This is a genomic window from Niallia sp. Man26 (assembly GCF_022049065.2).
Classification (GTDB): Bacteria; Bacillota; Bacilli; order Bacillales; family Cytobacillaceae; genus Niallia.
In genome coordinates this window covers 315,198-334,959 of the sequence record NZ_CP095744.1, presented here as the reverse complement: position 1 = coordinate 334,959, position 19,762 = coordinate 315,198, and the positions used below count along the sequence as shown (strand labels likewise).

Genomic DNA, 19,762 nt, shown 5'->3' with positions numbered 1-19,762 from the left:
TTGTGAGTAAAAGTCCCCAAATATCAGAAGCAGAATATGAAGTGATGAATATAGTTTGGAAATATGAGCCAATTTCGACACCAGAGGTAGTGGAGAAGTTGTCCGCTAAAGATTTTGACTGGAAGCCGAACACAATCCATACGATGCTGGCTCGGCTTGTAAAGAAAAAGGCATTGCAGGCCAAAAAAAGCGGAAGAGTTTTTCTTTATACTTCACTCGTTGAAAAGCACGAATATATTGAGCAAAAAAGCGATAACTTTCTTAATCAGTTCTTCGGCGGTACCTTAAATTCGATGGTATTAAATTTTATCGAAAATGATAAATTGTCCAATGAAGACATTTCAGAATTAAAGCAAATCTTAGCAATGAGGGAGAAAAATGGAGGCGATAAATAATGGATGTCGTCATACAACAGCTATTGCTTAGTACGATTGCGGTATCCCTTCTTATTTGCACTATTCTCTTGCTAAAAAAATTATTAACCAAACATCTCTCAGTAAAAGCGCATTATCGTATTTGGCTATTTCTGTTTGTGCCGCTCCTAGCATCCGTCTTGCCATGGAAATTTTTCGGGTTAAGTGAAGGACTGCAATCACTTCAGAGCTTGCTGACGTTTTCGGACAAAACAATGTCTCATGGTGAAGCAATAAGTGGCGCAACCGCTTCTCAAGAAGCTGATACGGAAATAATGCGTGATTTTTCTATTTCAGTTAACAATACAACTCCAGCAATCGTCCATGACAGTTTATTTGCTGTCTGGATGATCGGCATGATAGTTTGCCTTGGATTCTTTTTTTATTCAAACTATCAAATTAGCAGGTTGAAAAAATCTGCTGTTACGATTAACAATACTAGAGTCAATGAGCTGTTGGAAGAGTGCAAACAGGCCGTAGGGATTAAAAGAAAAATAATCCTCAAAGAGACTGGTCTTATTACAACGCCGATTACGTTTGGAGTCTTACAGCCGTATATTCTTGTGCCAACAAACATGCAGGAAGCTTTCACCATCAAGGAAATGAAATATGTATTTCTGCATGAGCTGACACATCATCGCAACAAAGATATGCTGGTTAATTATCTAATGTGGATTTTACAAATCGTATATTGGTTTAATCCACTAGTATGGTATTCCCAAAAAAGGCTGCGAATGGACCGCGAATTAGCTTGTGATGATTCTGTTCTAAATCTATTGGATGAGGCGGGCTATCTAGAATACGGCCATACGATCATTCACTTTGCAGGTAACAAACAAGGGAAGTCTTTTGAATTGTTTGCTTCAGGTATCGGCGGAACAAAAAAACAAATCAAACAAAGAATCCTGCATATTGCCAGCTTTTCGAAAGAATCCAGCTTGTTAAAATGGAAAAGTAAAGCAGTTTATCTGTTTTTAAGTGTATTAGTGCTCTGCATAACGCCACTGACAACAGTATTGGCTACTTCAAATGATGTGTTTCATTTTAACGGAAAAAATACTACGTATGAAGATTTAAGTAGTTATTTCGAAGGCTACAAAGGCAGCTTTGTTTTATACGATGCAGCTAGTGAACAGTATCAAATATACAACCAAGAAAGAAGCAAAAAGAGAGTTTCACCTGATAGTACCTACAAGATTTATTCAGGGCTATTCGCTTTAGAAGCTAACGTTATATCTAATCTGGAGTCTGAACAGAAGTGGAATGGACAACAGAACCCGTATAAAGAATGGGATAAAGACCATAACTTATCCTCTGCCATGCGAAATTCAGTCAATTGGTATTTTCAAAACCTGGATAAAGAGCTAGGCAGACAGCAGCTGCATGCTTATTTTGATAAGATAAATTATGGGAATAAGGATATTTCAGGTGATTTGGAAAACTATTGGATGGAATCTACGCTGAAAATATCACCAATTGAACAAGTGCAGTTATTACATGGACTATCAGAAAATAAGCTTGGATTTAAAGCAGAAAATGTTCAAACAATTAAAGATACGTTGTTACTTGATGACGATCATAACAGCCAATTATATGGAAAAACAGGAACAGGCACGATAAACGAACAAGATGTTAATGGATGGTTTGTTGGTTTCATAGAAAAAGGCAAGCATAGCTATTATTTTGCAGTCAATATCCAAAACAATGGAAAAGAAGCTAGCGGAAGCGAAGCGATGAAAATTGCCAAGCAAATCTTAAAGGATAAAAAACTATACTAAAAAGTAACCCAAAAAGATTTTCTAGTCTTTTTGGGTCTATTCTTCATTAAATACTACATTTGTAGTATTTAATTGCTGAATACCAATACGGAAAGGTAAGATTACTTTGAAGCAAAAAACTAAAAAAAGTAGAAAAGCAAATCATCAATTACGGCTAAGACTTACTGGTCTTTTTTTCGCCGTGTTTATATTGTTTTTCGTACTTATCGTGCGCCTTGGCATCATTCAAATTGTGAGTGGTGAGGAATATGCCGCTCAAGTGAAAGCAACGGAAGTTACGCCTGTTAGCTCCTCCGTACCACGCGGAAAAATATATGATACAAATCATAAACTAGTAGTATATAATATTCCGGAAAAGACAATCACCTTTACACCGCCGCTAAATCCTCAACCGGAAGAGCTGCTTGAACGGTCCAAAAAAATAGCCGGATTTCTTGTAATGAATAATAAAGACATAAAAAAAGTAACATCACGTGACTTAAAAGATATATGGCTTCTAGAACATGACAATGGTGAAGAGCTACTTACAGAGCCAGAAAAGAAATTATATGAAGAAGAGAAAGTAAAAGACAAGGATTTATACAAAATAAAATTAGAGCGTATTAAAGAAGAGGAGCTGCAAACGATTGATAAAAATTTAGCAGCCATATACCGTAAGCTGTCGACAGCGCCAGCATTCTCAAAAACTGTGCTAAAAAACGAAAAGGTAACAAATGAAGAATATGCAATAGCAGCTGAAACACTTGAAAAACTGCCGGGAATTGATGTAACGACAGATTGGAAGAGAGCGCACAACTTCGGAAACACCTTTATTAATATGCTTGGTGAGGTAACGAGTACAGATGAAGGTCTTCCCGCAGATAAACTAGACTACTATACAGCTAAAGGGTATGAACGGAATGATCGGGTCGGCAAAAGCTATTTCGAAGAGCTTTACGATAGTGTGCTGCAAGGCCAAAAAAAAAATCGTAAATACGATTACGAACAGAAACGGAGAAATCATAGACTCAGAGATTGTGTCTAAAGGAAAAAGCGGCAATGATCTCGTGCTGACGATAGATATGGAATTCCAGGCACAAGTGGAAAAAATTATGCAAGAAGAGTTAATCGCATCCATTCAAAAGCCGCATACCAATCTTCTCGACACAGCTTTCGTTGTGGCAATGGAGCCGAAAACTGGCCGGATTCTCGCAATGTAAGGACAAGTGTATGACCGAAAGACAAAGAAATTTACAGATTACACACCAGGAACCTTTACATATGCCTTTGAACAAGGGTCTGTCGTTAAAGGAGCAACAGTTTTAACCGGTTATCAGACAGGAGTTAGAGACATAGGCGAAACAGAGCTAGATGAAGTGATGAGATTTAAAGGCTCAGGGACCTTTTCTTCCTACCAATCCATGGGGGTACTCAATGATTTAAAAGCCCTTGAACGATCATCCAACGTATATATGTGGAAGACCGCGATTGAAATGATGGACGGCAAGTATATCCCTAATGGCAGATTAAATATCAATCCAGATAAAATAGAACAAATTCGCTACTATTTTAACCAATTCGGCTTAGGCATTCCGACAGAAATTGGCTTTCCGAATGAAACAGCAGGAATTAAAGGCAAAAATATCAGCACCTATTTTCAAATCGCTATTGGCCAATTAGACACCTATACACCAATGCAAATTGCCCAATATATTACCACGATAGCCAACGGCGGTTACCGCATGAAACCACAGCTTGTCAAAGAAATCCGTGAAGCCGATAATACAGACAACGGGCTTGGAAAAGTAGTGGATGAAATAGAACCTGTGGTACTGAATAAAATAGATATGAATGATGAAATGTTAGAAAGGGTTCAACAAGGATTCAGGCAGGTAACTCATGGTTCACAAGGAACAGCCAGAAGCTATTTTGCCAATGAAGCCTATGATGCCGCAGGGAAAACAGGAACTTCTGAATCCTATAAAAAGGTGTGAAGACGTGGAATCTCTCATTCGCAGGGTATGCACCTTACGATAATCCGCAGATTTCGATAGCGGTTATTGTACCTAATGCTTATCTTGATGGCTATGCCCAGCCGCATAGTGCAGCTAATGTGATTAGTCAGAGAGTTTTTCGAGCTTATTTTGAGGGGCATTCAGGTGGAGAATGAGGACAAGAGCATTGAAATCCTTCATGCTCTTTTTTTGTTGTATCAAGAAGCTATGCGTCAGCTATTTTTTTTGTAAATAATTTATTATAGAAAGAATACAGAGTATAAAATACAATATTAATGATATTGGTAGTAAAGCGCTAGATGGGTTTAAGTAAATATCAATACCAATGCAAATACCCATTATAGACATTAAAATTATTAGTAGTTGTATTACTCGCATCTACAATCACCCGCTTCTTCCTGTTATTACACCTATCATAAAGGAAATTTTAAATAGATTAATCCCAATTTTGTATTCATGTGTTTTAGATTTGAGACTAATATTTAACTGTATTTTCCAACTAATTTCCTATTTAAACACCTATCCATCTTTTTTACAATAAAAGGATATGGGATATCCTGGCTATTTATTAAATAAAGGACCTATCATCCGTGTAAAAGAGAGGCGAAAAAATGAAAGTTTTAGATGCATCTAGTTTACGTGATACAATGAAAGGAAGGGCCAAGCACTATAAAGAACTGCGCACACAGTTTACACAGCTGCACAAAGCCTTCCAGGAAATTGTTGATTTAGATGACTTTGAAGGCAAAGGTGCTGAATCAATTAAAGGTTTTTATCAGGGCCAGCTGGAAGTGGTAGAAGCATGGCAGCGGCTGATTGACAGACAGATTGCCTTCTTTGAAGGACTAAGTGCAAGGCTAGAAGATAAAGACTTAGGTGGCCATTCTCGTGTGGAAACAGCTTTTTTAGAAGAAGAGCTTGCACATAGAGAACGTCGTGCAGACGAAATGATTAGTGAGCAACGAAAAGCGTTAGAGCAAATTTTTAGGGACATTGATGATCTAGTGTCTTTAACACCCTTTTCTCGCTCCCGGTTTGACGATCTGATGATGGATGCAAGCAAAAAACGTACCAAAACGGTGGATGCAGTCGAGGAAGTCGATCAAGAGTTAAAAGACGAATATCTCTCTTCACAAGGAGAAGAGTATTATGTTCAAGCCCTTTTCCAATCTTTAATGGAAGCAACAAGACAAGGAAGCAGTATTTCACCCATCCATTTTGATGCAGAAGCCTATCAATCTAGTGATGCATATCAGTCCATGGTAGAAGCAAAGACACAAACTAACAGCTATCTCTCCTATAAAAAGGAAGAGAAAGAAGCAAGGGAAATAGCAAACCGCCCATGGTATGAAGACCTATGGGAGGGCACGAAAACCTTCGCCGGAGAACTAACTGGTTATTATGACTACATACGAGCTAAAGACGGAGTTGATCACGTTACAGGTGCAAAGTTGACGGCAGGACAACGAGTAGCCGCTGGCGCAATGGCAGCAGCAGGCTTCATTCCAATTGTAGGCTGGGCAGGAAGAGCCCTTAAAGGCGGCAAAGGCATTTATTCAGCAACAAAAGCGATTAATACAGCCGATCATGCGCTTGACGCTTATAAAAATGTCCGCACCTTTACTAAACTAGAACAAACAGAAATGGGCATTTATGGCCTTATTTCAGCAAATGGACTATCGGAATATCTAACAGGAAAAGATATGTTCGGCAACAAGCTCACAGATGAACAGCGCCAAGCAAGCATTACCCAAAGCATGATTGGAGCAATTCCATTTGTCCCATATGCCCCTGGCATGATAAAAGAAGCCGTTCGAATCAGTGAACTACCAGTCCATAAAACATACCAGCTAGTGCAAACTGGATTAAGCAAAAGCCAATTAAAATATAAAGGCTTTATGACAAATATCTTTCAACCTAACAGCCAACTCTCTCCACTTGGTCCAAGTATGGCTATGTTTAAATCACACGATGTAAACAATAACGTAAAGAAAGTTTCCAATCATTCTGTTAAAAGCACCAGCAAAGAAAACACCACTAAGAAAACCGCTGGCAACTCAGATGTGAAATATGACTTCAGTCAATACGAGAAAAAGCTCGTAGGCACTACGTGGGTTCTGAGTAAAAATGGCCGCACAGATCAAGATGCAGCCAAAGCCAGCCTAGCATATAATGAGGCTATAAAAAAGGGAGAAATCAAGTTAGACAACGAGCCTGATTCAGATATTTACCTCGAACAAATCCAAGCAGCCAAAGACGGATATAATCTTTGGACTGGAGAAGAGTTATCGAAGCTAGAATCTAATTCGATTATCTTTAGCAGTTTAATTGGGAGTGTTTATGGTTTTAGAGGTGGGAGGATTTCTGGTAGGTCGATTAAGGTTTCTAAGGGTGATTTTGGGAAGATAAGGGAGAAGGTAAAGGGAAATAAGGCTAATACTGAAGTTACTAAGGGTATAGATAATGTTAAAGATATAACTAAATTAACTGTTGATGATATACCAACTGCAAAGAGTGGGAATTTTAATAAATTCTTCAATTCCCTTACAAGTAGTGAACTAGACGAACTTTGGAAAGATAAAAAGATTAGAAAGAAAATTGAACGTCAACTTAGAGAACCTGGAGGTTTACATGAGTGGCACTTAGTTTCAAGGGCTCCGCAATTTAAGTATTGGAATATTGGTGCTGAAGAGATTAAAGATTTAAGAACAGCTATATCCGATGTTAAATTTGTCAATCCAAACGGTGTTCATGGAGGATTAGGCTCAACTAAAGCACATAATGAATTGTTAGCAATAATAGATACTTCTAGCGACTATAATACATTTGTTAGACGACTTAATAATTGGGCTAATTATAGATTAGAGGGTGGAGTTTCGTCTTTACCACAAGGTCTAAGATTAAAGTAGGAGGATACTATAATGGAAAAACAAGGATGGGTTTCAATTTGGTTAGGGAATATTAACGATGAGGACTCAATAGGAGAGTATGTTGATTTAACGTATGATGTGGATGGCGAGTCTGTTCCTTCCCAATTCTTTATCGATTTTAATATTGATATGGATGAAACAGATGAGGATACTATAGAAAAAGCGGTCTATAAGAATAGTAGTAGTGATATTTCAGCTTTATTAGATGGGTGTTCGTATGAAGAAATTGTCATCCCAAAAATCCAGAAAAGTATAAACCTAAAGAAATCATATAATGCAGTAATTTTAATATATAATTTTGAATATAAAAATGAAATTAGTTCAACAGGTGCTTTTGATTTTATTGCTGCTACAAATTATGAGTAAGAGAAATCTTAAAGGTATGGAGAATTGATTTAGTTGATGGTTAACTTAGAAATTACTTATCTGGTAGGGTTGCTTTATTATACAGATAAAAATATTTTAATCACCAGTTAAAAAAAGTAGATAATCCACTAATACTCCATTACTTTGCTGCCAATTAAGGAATTAGTGGCGCAAAACTAAATGAAGAAGCATTAGAAATTGACAGGGTGGGCTTACAGAAATTGTTGGCTCACCTTTCGTCAGTCCAAGTTGATTTTGTGGTGGTGATCAACACAAGGATTATGGAGTTCAGATATTGTAAAGGTGTTCATATAAAGGCTCCCTGACAAATATTTATCAACCAAACAACCAACTTACCCCACTTGGTCCAAGTTTGGCTATGATTAAATCAGACGATGTAAACAAAAACGTCAAAGGAGTTTCCAATCACTCCGTTAAAAGTACCAGCAGAGTAAACACCACTAAGAAAACCGCTGGCAACTCAGAAGTGAAATATGACTTCAGCCAATACGAGAAAAAGCTCGTAGGCACTACGTGGGTTCTGAGTAAAAATGGCCGCACAGATCAAGATGCAGCCAAAGCAAGGCTAGCATATAATGAGGCTATAAAAAAGGGAGAAATCAAGTTAGACAACGAGCCTGATTCAGATATTTACCTCGAACAAATCCAAGCAGCCAAAGAAGGATATAATCTTTGGACTGGAGAAGAGTTGTCGAAGCTAGAATCTAATTCCATTATCTTTAGCAGTTTAATTGGGAGTGTTTATGGTTTTAGAGGTGGGAAGATTACTAGTAGGTCGATTAAGGTTTCTAAGGGTGATTTGGGGAAGGTTAAAGAGAAGGTAAAGGGAAATAAGGCTAATACTGAAGTTACTAAGGGTACGGGTAATTCTATACAATATGCTGAAACTGGTGGAAGAAATATATCCCCAGAGCAGTTCTTTAAGGAAGAAGCTATTGCAGAAGAAATGTATGAAAAATTTAGAAATCTAGGAACAGAAGATGTGAATGCAATTGCTAAAAATACAGGCTTTTCTGTTGCTAGAATACAAAGGATTTACTTGTTTCCCATCTATCAATCTTTGCCATGCTTGAGCTAGTTCGTAGTCCGGATCAAATCTCCCAACTCCATAAAAACTATGAGGAGTGAAGATTCATGGCAGTTTTTGTTTTAATGTTGAAGGAATTTGAGGATGAAGAGAGGGTGGTTTATCAATATGGACCGAATGAAGATTTAATGGGACGAATTGAATATGATAAAATAAATGGAGTTACCAACCAACTATCGCAAATTGATTCACAAGAGTTCGCTGATGAATTCTTCTTTAAGAGAGCAGGAAGACGACTTTCAAGAATGATTATTAAAGAAAATCAAAATTTTGTTGATCGAACAACTATTGAATCTTAATTGCCTGCTTATGATTTTATAAATTTTTTATTAGATATAGGTATTTAAGAGATATAGCACAATATAAGGACCTTGATTGGCTAAATGCCTCTCAAGGTTTTTTACTTTAATTTATATTAAAACAGTTGATAATTGAGTGAGACAATAAGAAAATGTTTTGCTTGAGAATCGAGAGCTCATGATGGTAGTACCATCATGGAGTTTGGTTTTAATACTCGGATAAAGTGACAAGTACGATAAATAGGCGAGATGACACATTTTACAAGGCAGGGGTAGTTATTATATGGAGTGGGTAAAAAACTAACGAGATTGACAAAGCTCGTGGCGATAAATAATGGATAACATGAAAGTGTTTGCTTGTGCTACATTGGCTTAAAGTTTTGGGTTGTATTTTTACAAGAGAAGGTCGTATAATACTCGCTATTCGTTAAAAAGCGTTACGAAAATTAAAATTTATGTAACGGGAGGGGGAAAAGTTGAACGTAGTTGGGTATATACGAGTCTCTACTCAAGGGCAAGCCAAAGATGGATACAGCTTGAATATATCAATAAGATGAAATTAAATCATATTGTGAAGAGAATAACTTTAACTTGATACATTTTTTTAGAGATGAAGGAATTAGTGGCGCAAAACTAAATGAAGAAGCATTAGAAATTGACAGGGTGGGCTTACAGAAATTGTTGGCTCACCTTTCGTCAGTCCAAGTTGATTTTGTGGTGGTGATCAACACAAGGATTATGGAGTTCAGATATTGTAAAGGTGTTCATATAAAGGCTCCCTGACAAATATTTATCAACCAAACAACCAACTTACTCCACTTGGTCCAAGTATGGCTATGTTTAAATCAGACGATGTAAACAAAAACGTCAAAGGAGTTTCCAATCACTCCGTTAAGAGTACCAGCAAAGAAAACACTACTTAGAAAAGAAAACCGCTGGCAACTCAGAAGTGAAATATGACTTCAGCCAATACGAGAAAAAGCTCGTAGGCAATACATGGGTCCTCGGCAAAAACGGTCTCACAGATCAAGATGCAGCCAAAGCAAGCCTAGCAAATAATGAGGCTATAAAAAAGGGAGAAGTCAGCCTGATTCAGATATTTACCTCGAACAAATCCAAGCAGCCAAAGAAGGATATAATCTTTGGACTGGAGAAGGGTTATCGAAGCTAGAATCTAATTCCATTATCTTTAGCAGTTTAATTGGGAGTGTTTATGGTTTTAGAGGCGGGAAGATTTCTGGTAGGTCGATTAAGGTTTCTAAGGGTGATTTGGGGAAGATAAGGGAGAAGGTTAAGGAAGGTCCTCAAAGAACAGGTAAAGTTATATCACATCCTGTACTCGATACTACACGTTCAGGAAGTGCTTTAAAAAAACCGAATGGACAGCATGGATTTAATGATATTATAGATAATTATACTCCTCACGCCAAAGAATTCAAAATAATTGGCGGGGATGGATTAAAAATAAATTATATCAAATTGAAGGTGGTATAAAGTATTACGACGATAAAGACATTTTTAATAAAGATCAAAGAATTAAAGAGAGAATAACTATTGTAAAAGATCAAAATGGAATATTTGAATGGATTGTCGAACCTTCTAAAGGTGTTACTCATAGAAGATTTATTCCTAATGGAAAGATAACAGGTATCGCAAATCAAAGACCATAAAGTTGGGGGAACTCAAGTGTATATATCTATAGATTCTTTTAAAAAAAACAACATAGAGTGCAATTGGAGAACATTATATGTGGGATTAGAACTTCATTTAATAACAAATATCGATATAACTAATTATGCGATAGAATTTCTAGCTAATCATCCAGAAATAAATAATCAAGATATTATTCAACTGGCTTGGGGTGGAGATGAATATGATTTTAAGGATTTGCTTGAAAATATACTAAAAGATTTAGAAGATACATCCTCATATATTAATTTCGAAAAAAGAAAATGGAGGTTTTGTATACTCGAAAGTTTGAAAAAGGAATATGAAAATGATATTCAAGAGTTGCTAGACAAAGTTGCTGAAGTGTACGCAGATTTTAATTATCCTGAGGATATGGAGAACTTTGTAAATTATTTATCTTCAAAAGATGGTTATATTCCTTCTCAGCACACTAAAGAAGAGAATGTTGCTAGATTGATTAAATTTTTAAATGATTTTCTGAAAAAGGAACACAATTATCTCCTAACCTTTTGTTCTTAATTTTCAACCAATTCCCTATTTAAACACCTTTTTATGCTTTAGATGCTTATAAAAATGTCCGCACTTTCACCAAACTATCAAGTTCACTAATGAGCAGCGCCAAGCAAGTATTACCCAAAGCATTATTGGAGCAATACCATTTGTCCCGTATGCCCTGGCATGATAAAAGAAGCCGTTCGAATCAGTGAAATACCAGTCAATAAAGATGTCATAAAAGTGGGTGATAATGTAACTAGTGGTTAACCAACAGGTAAAGTAATGCTCCACGTCCATCGGGTTATTAATTTTCTAATAATGAAAGGGGATATTAAAATGTATAGAGAGTTAGATATTTTATGATCTGCTGAAACTACATTAGATTCATGGTATGACGATGGTTGTATTATAGCAGGTGAAATACTATCAGATTTTAGCAAAGATGATTAGGAAGTTCTAGTATCAAATGTTCTTGCTAAACCTATAGAATAGAATGGTAAAAAAACTAGCATACTGTATGGATAACAACTGCAATAAATATGAACTTCAGATACTATTAAAGTTACTTAGTAATAACGAGATGAGGAACTAAATATTAGAGAATCAATTTATAATAGATAAAGTAAATGAATTAATACCTGTATCAGGTGTGGCAGTTCAAAAAATACTTAAAGATCTTATTGCGAAAGTCTACCAATAATTATGTGATTTTTTATGTGTGACACAGGAAAACATACACACTGATTGATAAAAAAATTAGATTTAGTTATTTAAAGAAGAACTCAACCTAATAAATCTATAAATTAACCTTGATACGCCCATGCTTATCAAGGTTTTATTTTTATTTTATAATATTTTAAGGTTACCTAAAATAAGAAAATACAGAACTCTTCATGTATTCACTATTCCCAAAGTGTATTTGCGGAAAATATCAGAAACAGATACAATTAAGTAGATTGCTTGATTTACTTTTATGTTTTGATTTATGTATCTAAATTTGCTGACAAGGTAAGGTGTTTACATGAAGAAACTAGTAATATTAGGCGGAGGTTACGGCGGGTTCCAGATACTGCAGGACCTATTAAATAAACAATTACCAAAAGATGTTCAAATTACTGTAATTGACCGGAATCCCTACCATTGCTTGAAGACCGAATTCTATGCTTTAGCTGCTGGAACGGTGTCTGACAGACAAGTAAGAATGACTTTTCCTAAACATGACCAAGTGGACTATGTGTGGGGGGAAGTAATTAAAATTGACAGTGATAAAGATGAAATCGTGATGGCAGACAGAACGGAGCCAGTTCCTTATGATTATTTAGTCATTGGGTTAGGCTGTGAAGATAACTATCACAATGTGGAAGGCGCAGAGCAATATTCAGAAAGTGTGCAGACTATCTCTAAAGCAAGAAGAGCGGCACTGGCAGTGAATGAATTAAAATCCTACCAGCATGTTGCCGTCATTGGTGCAGGGTTGAGCGGAGTGGAAGTGGCTTCAGAAATACGCGAAAGCCGTCCAGATTTAAACATCAGCCTTTATGACCGAGGTAAGGCAGTACTTAGTCCGTTTGCACCAAAAGTTCAACAATATGTTGAAAAATGGTTCAAAGAAAACGATGTTAATATCATTCACCAAGCTAATATCGAATACTTGGAACAAGGCGCAATCTGCAATAATGGTGTCTGTACTTCAACAGATGTAACCCTATGGACTGCAGGTGTGAGACCAAATCGGTTAGTTCGTGAGCTTCCTTTTGAAAAGGACAGATACGAAAAGGTTATTGTTAATAATTTTCATCAAGTTCCAGAAAAACCTTCTGTATATGTAGTAGGTGATTGTGCATCCTCCACTTTCTCACCAAGCGGACAATTAGCACAGCATCAAGGAGAACAAATCGCCAATATCCTCCATGATATCTTTACAGGCAGAGAACCAAAAGCACCTGGAGAAATCAAACTAAGAGGAACATTAGGATCACTCGGCAAAAATGATGGTTTCGGCAACATGTTTGAAAAATCATTCACAGGACTTTTGCCAAGACTCGCAAAAAGCGGAGTGCTGTGGTTGCATAAGAGACATTAATAGTGAATATAAATTAGAGGGAAAGCATGAAGCTTTGCCTCTTTTTTTAAGCTTTTGTAAAGCTTCTATGAAGAGAAAGGTATTTAAGAATCCTCCACCGAATTATTGTATAAAGTAAGGGGTCAATATATTGAAAAAAGGAGATGCAATCATGCAAGATAGACAATTTTTATTTCAAGTTTGGCGTTGGATTGATCAGGCACAAAGAGTAAACGAGAATGCTAACGGGAAGAAAATTGTAGCACTGCCATTAAACGAATGGGAAGAGTTAAGAGCAGAAATGTTAGAAATCATTAATGAAATGGATGGACCAGTAACGAATGAAGAGGCTTTAGAAGTCCGTTAATACATATAAAAACTATCAGGCATCCAAGTGGATGCCTTTTTGCATGATTTAAAATAAAATGAGCTGGCCAATTGACCAGCTCATAAGTAATTAATGGTTTGTCGTGTAATTACGCCCAGCTTCCAAGCTTGTTCTGCTATTATTAAGAATACTGATGCTGATTAGACCTGATATACCAACTAGAATAAAGATAAATCTGGACATCCCAGCATCCTCCCCACCAAAGATTGCTGCAACAAGATCAAATTGGAAGAAGCCGATTAAGCCCCAGTTGATGGCGCCGATGATGCTTAGAATTAGGGTGATTTTTTGGAGAATGGATAAAGACATTAATAGGACCTCCTATGAAAAGTTTTAAGTTCTTATACTATGTATATACACTTTTTTGAGAAGCTTGAAACAGCTAACAGGTCCAATAAACCTTCAAAACGCCTGATAATTTATTGTAATAACATACAGAAAGAGATATTCTATAAATACTTAATAGTTTTATACAAGGAAGGATCAAATATGGAAAAAACAATCGCAACACTACAAAAGGTACAACAATCAGCAGTGAAATTAGAAACAGTTCTTCATGAACTATGGAGCCTTGTCGGAGAACTGGAAGAAGATGCCCAATTCATTGAACTGATGGAAAAAGCGAAAAAGAAAGGTTCAGATAAAAGCTTAGCTGAATTAAGTGGACTGATAAATCAACTTGAAAACGGGCTTGGACAAATACCGGAAGACGGGACAGTGGCAATTGATTTGGAGGATCATTTAGAGGAGATTATTGAGTGGGTTAAGAGTAATAAATAAAATAAACCGTATATACTTTCATTTTATATATCTTTCGTTTATTAAGGATATATAAATTATATACGACTTTCTATTGTTAGTGGTAATAATAGAAGTAGAGACCTCCTTTTTGGAGGTTTTTATTATATTTATATAGAACTTAGTAAACAAATAAACTCATAGGAGTATGGGAAAATGGATTTAGATGCTATCTACAAACTAGTCGAAACAGAATATAAAGTGATTCAAAGTGAAAAAGTTGTGATTTGTGTTGCTCCGATAAGTGGAGAAAGCTATCCTGAAATTACTGTTAAATTAACATTCAATAAAGTAAGTAATCACTATGTGCTATATGAAGTTGTTAGAGGAAAAGAATACAAAGTAGATGTATTTTCAGATGAATATAACTCTGTATTGGCATTATATATCTTTTCGAAAAGTAAGTTAGAAGTTAGAAAATATGATGTAAACGTTGAAAATGAAATTGAGGGTGCGAGACTCCTTAAATTATGTGCAAAAGATTCTCAAAACCCATTCAGATGAAAAGTGTTATTCTTTTTTAGAAGTAAAGCCAGATCGAATAATATTAGAAAAAGGCACAAATGAAAGATATAATGTTTTATTTTTAGGGAAAAATGACTCTAAGATTTATATAGATAAATCTAGGGAATTGAATAGTGCCGCCATGTAACCGCTAAAATAAAGTGAACAGTTTTTGCTCACTTCCAATGAACACTTTTCGCCTAATAAATTCATTCCTGTAAACTGGGTTTATCAGTTTGTAGGAGGAGCAAAATGGAGGAAAAGTTAATGATATATTTAGAGATTCACCAATTAACTAAACAAAGATTAAGAGTTTCTCAAATTGCTAAAAGATTAAAGATTTCCCGAACTACTGTGTATAAATATTTGGAAATGACTTTTGAAGAAGCTGTAAATGAATTTGATATTGGTGAACGAAAAAAGATATTGGATCCCTATCGGGATTGGATTGTCAATTGGCTGAAGGAATATCCCTCCCTCAGTGGAGCTCAGATTTTTGATTGGCTACAGGAAAGGTTTCCAAATATTAAAGTCGGAGAAAGCACCGTGCGACGCTATGTAAATGAAGTAAGAGAACTGTATCAAATCGAAAAGAAAGAAGAATCACGTGAATATGAGTCTGTCGATGAATTACCACCAGGAAAACAGCTGCAGGTGGATTGGAGACAATCTGTTCAAAAGGATATGTATGGTAAGGAAGTACGCCTCTATTTCATTGCGTTCGTACTAGCACATTCCCGACATAAATATATGTGGTGGCTCAACAGACCCTTCACCACCGAGGACACCATGCGCTGTCATGAACTAGCTTTTCAATATTATGGTGGTGTCCCTGAAGAAGTTGTATATGATCAGGACAATTTGATTGCGGTAAGTGAGAATGCAGGAGATCTAATCTTGACTAAAGGATTCCAAAAATATATTCAGCAAAGAAAGTTTCGAGTGTATCTATGTAGAAAGGCTGACCCTGAATCAAAAGGAAAAGTCGAGAATGTCGTAAAATACATAAAGAACAACTTTGCCAAGAACCGAGTGTATTCTACACTGGAAGATTGGAACAACCGTAGCCTAAAATGGCTTGAAAGAACCGGAAACTTCAAGGTGCATAATACAACTAAAAAGAGACCTTACGAAGTGTTTCTCCTGGAAAAGCAACACTTGCGAAAGATCTCTAACCCGCTTTCTTATGAAAGCAACTATACTGAAATTATAACAAGGAATGTCCGTAAGGACAATACGGTGCACTTCAAATCGAATCGATATTCTGTACCTGTGGGTACATATACTAGACAAGCAATAGTCCATATACACATCGCCGACTATGTACTGAAGATTTGTGACCCTTCCACAGGAGAAATTATTGCGGAGCATTCTATCTCTCAAGATAAAGGGAGACTAGTCAAGAACAGGAACCATTCTCGTGAGCGGTCCAAGTCGCTCGACTTATTAAGACAAGAACTGATCGCCCTTCTTGCCCATGAAAAAGCGACAAACTACATAGATAAAGTCAGCAAAGACTATGGACGTTATCGACGAGACCAATTCACACTGATTAAAAAAGTGGCTCAAGAAAACAAAGAATGGGTCCACTTAGCGCTTGAGAAGTGTATAGATGAAGGCCTGTACAGCGCCAATAGCTTTCGTGATGTCGTGGGATTTCTCAAGCAAACATCACTTGATCAGCAACATAGAATCATAGAGGAGAGCGACAAAATCCCAATAGATATAGAGGTTCAGACTAGAGGAATGGATCAATACCTCCAATTGATGGGAGGAAAATATGGTGAGTAAAAGTGTCATGGAAATCCAGCAATCTTTTCGACAGTTAAGGATGGTGGAAACTGCAGATGTTCTCACTGATTTCCTTCGCAAGGCGGAACAGAAATCTTGGACCTATCTCGAGTTATTGGAAGAATTAACGACGTTTGAACTTAAAAAGCGAGAAGAGAAAAGTATTGAAAAGCGATTGAACTGGGCACGATTCCCTTATCATAGACCGATTCATATGTTCCGAGTCGAGGAACAAGACGCAATTACTGAAAGGCAATCAAAGCAGTTACGTGAATATGAGTGGCTTGAACAAAACTATAATCTCATACTACTTGGACCGCCAGGTGCAGGCAAGACGCTACTTTCCGTGGGACTTGGTATTGAAGCAATCCAGAAGGGATTTCAAGTATACTTCATAACAATGGGTGAGTTGATGCATTTACTTAAGACAGAGGAGTACGTAAACAAATCTAAGATCCAGTTGAAGCGCTTGCGCGCTTCTGATCTGGTCATAATTGATGACATCATGTATATGGCAATGGATCAACGAGAAGCTACCCTTTTCTTTCAATTAGTCCACCAACTATATGAGCAAAGTTCTTTAATTCTGACTTCTAATAGAAGCCCTGAAGAGTGGACAGAGATTGTCGGAAATCAAGGAATGATGACTGCAATATTGGATCGATTATTGCATCGTGTCGAGGTTATTCATATGAATAATGAAAGTCATCGACTGAAGAATCAACAAAGGATTTTTACAGATTAAAAAGTGTTCAGCGCTAATGAGCAAAAAGTGTTCAAATGGGGTTGACGGTTACACGCCATAGTTTTATATCATTTTTCTTGCAAATTAAGCCAATTTTATGAACTTATTAATAAGCTTGAAATAAAAACGGATTCTGATTTTATAGATAACCTAAAAGAATTATATCTTTTAGGTTAAGAAATGCAAATATATATGTTACAGAACAAATTTCTAAAACTGAGTGTTTATCCATCAGGCCTTTGTAAACACTATGCAAACTAGTAGAGTACAGAATTATATGAACCATAACAGGATTGTGTAGGCACAGTATACTATAAACTGGTGCATTACTAGAATGCGATGGAAGCCCAATATACTACTACAAGGATGACACCCCTGAATAAATAATAGAGACACGAGAGGTTCCGAGTAGATAGGAGAATAAAAATGGATAAGAAAAAGCAGTTAATTGACCAAATAAAAGTAGTGATAAATAAATTAGAAGAAGAGTATGCTAAAGATATAAATAGTGGTGTTTTGAAGCTTCTATATTCAAGATATAAGAAGGCGTTAGAAATATTAGAAAATAATGAGGATATTAAAAGAATAAATATTTTAGGTGGTGTACGAACATATATGGATAGCTATAATGACTATCAAAACACACTTTTAGGAGAATTGCATAAGGCTGAAAAGCTAATGCAAGAATTATGATGAAAGTATTTGTTGATGTTTTGCTAAACCATTAATAGATTGATAGCATAGTATAAGTTAGAAAGATTAATGCAATTAAAAAAGGGAAGGCTCTTAAATTCCAAGAGCCTTCCCTTTTTTATTTAATAGTATCTAAAGTTGCTAAAAATGGTCAGTCGATATGATTATTTTAAAGCATGTACTTCAGCTAATTCACAAAAAAATATTTGTATTTTCAAATTATAAAAATTGTATTTACAAATTTGAATAAAGCGCTTACACTAATGGTGTAAATATTTGAAATAAATGGAGGGTGAAAAATGGCAGACAGGTTAAAAGACGGTTTTTTATGGGGCAATTCTGTTTCTAGTATGCAGACGGAAGGAGCTTGGAATGTAGGCGGTAAGGGATTATCGGTTTATGACACTCGTGAAGCTTCTGAGTTTGCATCAGATTGGAAAGTAGCAACAGACAGTTATAACCGCTATGAAGAGGATTTTGATTTTATGCAGCAGCTTGGCATGAATTGTTACCGCTTTCAAATTTCCTGGAGCAGGGTTAATCCATCTGGTGACGGTGCTTTCAACGAAGAAGGAATCGCATTCTATGACAAATTTATTGATGGATTAATTGCACGCGGAATTGAACCGATGATTTGTCTTTATCATTTTGATATGCCGCTTCATTTGGCTGAAAAGTATAATGGTTTTGTCAGCCGGGAAGTGATGGATGCCTTTGTCCGGTATGGCAAGGAAATGGTTGACCGCTTTGCTCATAAGGTAAAGTATTGGATCACTTTTAATGAACAAAACCTCTATCATATTCCTGAAGCATTCAGAATCAGCGGCTATTTAAGCGGCGAGAAAACATTGGATGAGCTTTATAAAATTCAGCATCATGTTATGATGTCACACGCTAAGGTTGCCAACTATATTCATGATAATCATGAAAATGCATTAATCGGCGGCATGCTTGCTTATATGGAAGTCTATCCAGCCACCTGCAAACCAAAAGATATCCTCTATGCCAGAAAGGTTGACGAATTTTTCAACCATAACCTCCTAGAAGCATTTACATTCGGAAAATATTCAAGAGAAGTTTTGACCTATGTCGAGCGTGGGAACATTGATATGGGCATTCAAGCAGAAGATTTAGAAGAGCTGTCCAAACTTCGAAGCGACTTCTTATCCTTTAGCTATTATGCCAGCACTACGATCAACACTGACTTGGTTCCAGAGGGAACAGCAGTCAATTATTATATGCATCATGGCAAACAAGATAATCCGTATCTAGAGACAACGGAATGGAATTGGCAGATTGACCCGCTTGGATTCCGTGACGTCATAAATAAGATGTATGACCGCTACAAATTACCAGTTTTCCCGATTGAAAATGGCATCGGTGTGATTGAATCATGGGATGGTCAAAACGAAATCCAGGATGATTACCGCATCGCCTATCATAAGGAACATTTCCAAGCCATGAAAGACGCGATTTTTATTGATGGAGTCGATGTGATTGGATATTTGGGCTGGGGATTAATAGATATTCTAAGCTCGCAAGGTGATATGCGCAAACGCTATGGTGTAGTGTATGTCAATCGAGAAAACCATGATTTGAAAGATATGAAACGTGTACCGAAGAAAAGCTTTTGGTGGCTACAGAAAGTGATCAGCAGCAACGGGGAAGACCTCGAGCCATTGGAGAACAAAGTGAATCAATAAAAATAA

The 19,762-nt window shown here is 36.5% G+C and carries 23 protein-coding genes and 1 pseudogene; 23 read left to right on the top strand and 1 reads right to left on the bottom strand.

All coding sequences use genetic code 11. The annotated features are described in order from the left end of the window. Positions 1-2: 2 nt before the first annotated feature. The 17 genes and pseudogenes from L8T27_RS21100 to L8T27_RS21030 all read left to right on the top strand — a co-directional run bounded on the left by L8T27_RS21100 (position 3) and on the right by L8T27_RS21030 (position 13,501). Entirely contained in the window at positions 3-395 is a 393-nt protein-coding gene (locus L8T27_RS21100; protein ID WP_237942804.1) for a BlaI/MecI/CopY family transcriptional regulator, read from the top strand. Beyond that, entirely contained in the window at positions 395-2,191 is a 1,797-nt protein-coding gene (locus L8T27_RS21095; protein ID WP_237942803.1) for a BlaR1 family beta-lactam sensor/signal transducer, read from the top strand. Before L8T27_RS21100 ends, L8T27_RS21095 begins: the two co-directional genes overlap by 1 nt. A 106-nt stretch (positions 2,192-2,297) precedes the next feature. Next, a complete protein-coding gene (locus tag L8T27_RS21090; RefSeq protein ID WP_237942802.1) occupies positions 2,298-3,215 on the top strand; it encodes a penicillin-binding protein 2 in 918 nt (305 codons plus the stop codon). Then, complete coding sequence (locus tag L8T27_RS21085; RefSeq protein WP_237942801.1) at positions 3,208-3,390, top strand: hypothetical protein; 183 nt, start codon at positions 3,208-3,210, stop codon at positions 3,388-3,390. Before L8T27_RS21090 ends, L8T27_RS21085 begins: the two co-directional genes overlap by 8 nt. A gap of 6 nt (positions 3,391-3,396) precedes the next feature. Beyond that, complete coding sequence (locus L8T27_RS21080; protein ID WP_282581464.1) at positions 3,397-4,164, top strand: penicillin-binding transpeptidase domain-containing protein; 768 nt, start codon at positions 3,397-3,399, stop codon at positions 4,162-4,164. Then, a complete protein-coding gene (locus L8T27_RS28800) occupies positions 4,161-4,340 on the top strand; it encodes a penicillin-binding transpeptidase domain-containing protein (protein ID WP_282581463.1) in 180 nt (59 codons plus the stop codon). Before L8T27_RS21080 ends, L8T27_RS28800 begins: the two co-directional genes overlap by 4 nt. 456 nt (positions 4,341-4,796) lie before the next feature. Beyond that, positions 4,797-7,094 (top strand): ribonuclease YeeF family protein, encoded by a 2,298-nt coding sequence (locus tag L8T27_RS21075; protein ID WP_237942800.1) that lies wholly within the window; start codon positions 4,797-4,799, stop codon positions 7,092-7,094. Between the two features lie 12 nt (positions 7,095-7,106). Beyond that, positions 7,107-7,481, top strand: a complete 375-nt coding sequence (locus tag L8T27_RS21070) for an immunity 22 family protein (RefSeq protein ID WP_237942799.1) — start codon at positions 7,107-7,109, stop codon at positions 7,479-7,481. 158 nt (positions 7,482-7,639) lie between these two features. Then, a pseudogene (locus L8T27_RS28960) lies at positions 7,640-7,793 on the top strand (recombinase family protein); the annotation flags it as partial. A gap of 67 nt (positions 7,794-7,860) precedes the next feature. Continuing rightward, on the top strand, positions 7,861-8,580 hold the full coding sequence (locus tag L8T27_RS21065; RefSeq protein WP_237944129.1) for a hypothetical protein: 720 nt from the start codon (positions 7,861-7,863) through the stop codon (positions 8,578-8,580). A gap of 56 nt (positions 8,581-8,636) precedes the next feature. Beyond that, positions 8,637-8,888 (top strand): hypothetical protein, encoded by a 252-nt coding sequence (locus L8T27_RS21060; protein ID WP_237942797.1) that lies wholly within the window; start codon positions 8,637-8,639, stop codon positions 8,886-8,888. Positions 8,889-9,479: 591 nt separating this feature from the next. Then, positions 9,480-9,671, top strand: coding sequence for a hypothetical protein (locus tag L8T27_RS28955; protein WP_481858868.1), 192 nt, complete (start codon positions 9,480-9,482; stop codon positions 9,669-9,671). Positions 9,672-9,837: 166 nt separating this feature from the next. Then, positions 9,838-10,059 (top strand): hypothetical protein, encoded by a 222-nt coding sequence (locus tag L8T27_RS21050; protein WP_237942795.1) that lies wholly within the window; start codon positions 9,838-9,840, stop codon positions 10,057-10,059. 98 nt (positions 10,060-10,157) lie between these two features. Further along, positions 10,158-10,382: a hypothetical protein gene (locus L8T27_RS21045; protein WP_237942792.1), complete on the top strand. Its 225-nt coding sequence runs from the start codon at positions 10,158-10,160 to the stop codon at positions 10,380-10,382. Positions 10,383-10,574: 192 nt separating this feature from the next. Further along, the gene (locus tag L8T27_RS21040; protein WP_282581462.1) at positions 10,575-11,096 is read left to right on the top strand and encodes a DUF2247 family protein; all 522 of its coding nucleotides are present in this window, start codon (positions 10,575-10,577) and stop codon (positions 11,094-11,096) included. Positions 11,097-12,093: 997 nt separating this feature from the next. Then, the gene (locus tag L8T27_RS21035) at positions 12,094-13,155 is read left to right on the top strand and encodes an NAD(P)/FAD-dependent oxidoreductase (protein ID WP_233315179.1); all 1,062 of its coding nucleotides are present in this window, start codon (positions 12,094-12,096) and stop codon (positions 13,153-13,155) included. Between the two features lie 151 nt (positions 13,156-13,306). Next, positions 13,307-13,501 (top strand): hypothetical protein, encoded by a 195-nt coding sequence (locus L8T27_RS21030; protein ID WP_233315180.1) that lies wholly within the window; start codon positions 13,307-13,309, stop codon positions 13,499-13,501. 90 nt (positions 13,502-13,591) lie between these two features. Here L8T27_RS21030 and L8T27_RS21025 read toward each other — a convergent pair whose 3' ends face one another. Next, the gene (locus tag L8T27_RS21025) at positions 13,592-13,831 is read right to left on the bottom strand and encodes a DUF378 domain-containing protein (RefSeq protein ID WP_233315181.1); all 240 of its coding nucleotides are present in this window, start codon (positions 13,829-13,831) and stop codon (positions 13,592-13,594) included. 180 nt (positions 13,832-14,011) lie between these two features. Between L8T27_RS21025 and L8T27_RS21020 the strand changes: the two genes are divergently transcribed. From L8T27_RS21020 to L8T27_RS20995, 6 genes are all read left to right on the top strand, one after another. Then, on the top strand, positions 14,012-14,302 hold the full coding sequence (locus tag L8T27_RS21020) for a hypothetical protein (RefSeq protein ID WP_233315182.1): 291 nt from the start codon (positions 14,012-14,014) through the stop codon (positions 14,300-14,302). A gap of 174 nt (positions 14,303-14,476) precedes the next feature. Beyond that, positions 14,477-14,824, top strand: a complete 348-nt coding sequence (locus L8T27_RS21015) for a hypothetical protein (RefSeq protein ID WP_237942788.1) — start codon at positions 14,477-14,479, stop codon at positions 14,822-14,824. A 252-nt stretch (positions 14,825-15,076) separates the two neighbouring features. After that, positions 15,077-16,615 carry an IS21 family transposase gene (gene istA / locus L8T27_RS21010; RefSeq protein ID WP_237942786.1) on the top strand — a complete coding sequence of 513 codons (1,539 nt, stop codon included), beginning with the start codon at positions 15,077-15,079 and terminating at the stop codon, positions 16,613-16,615. Next, the gene (gene istB, locus L8T27_RS21005; RefSeq protein WP_237944127.1) at positions 16,608-17,360 is read left to right on the top strand and encodes an IS21-like element helper ATPase IstB; all 753 of its coding nucleotides are present in this window, start codon (positions 16,608-16,610) and stop codon (positions 17,358-17,360) included. The genes istA and istB overlap by 8 nt, the downstream gene beginning before the upstream one ends. 426 nt (positions 17,361-17,786) lie before the next feature. Further along, positions 17,787-18,053 (top strand): hypothetical protein, encoded by a 267-nt coding sequence (locus tag L8T27_RS21000; protein ID WP_233315184.1) that lies wholly within the window; start codon positions 17,787-17,789, stop codon positions 18,051-18,053. A gap of 299 nt (positions 18,054-18,352) precedes the next feature. Next, positions 18,353-19,756: a glycoside hydrolase family 1 protein gene (locus L8T27_RS20995; RefSeq protein WP_237942784.1), complete on the top strand. Its 1,404-nt coding sequence runs from the start codon at positions 18,353-18,355 to the stop codon at positions 19,754-19,756. Positions 19,757-19,762 lie beyond the last annotated feature (6 nt).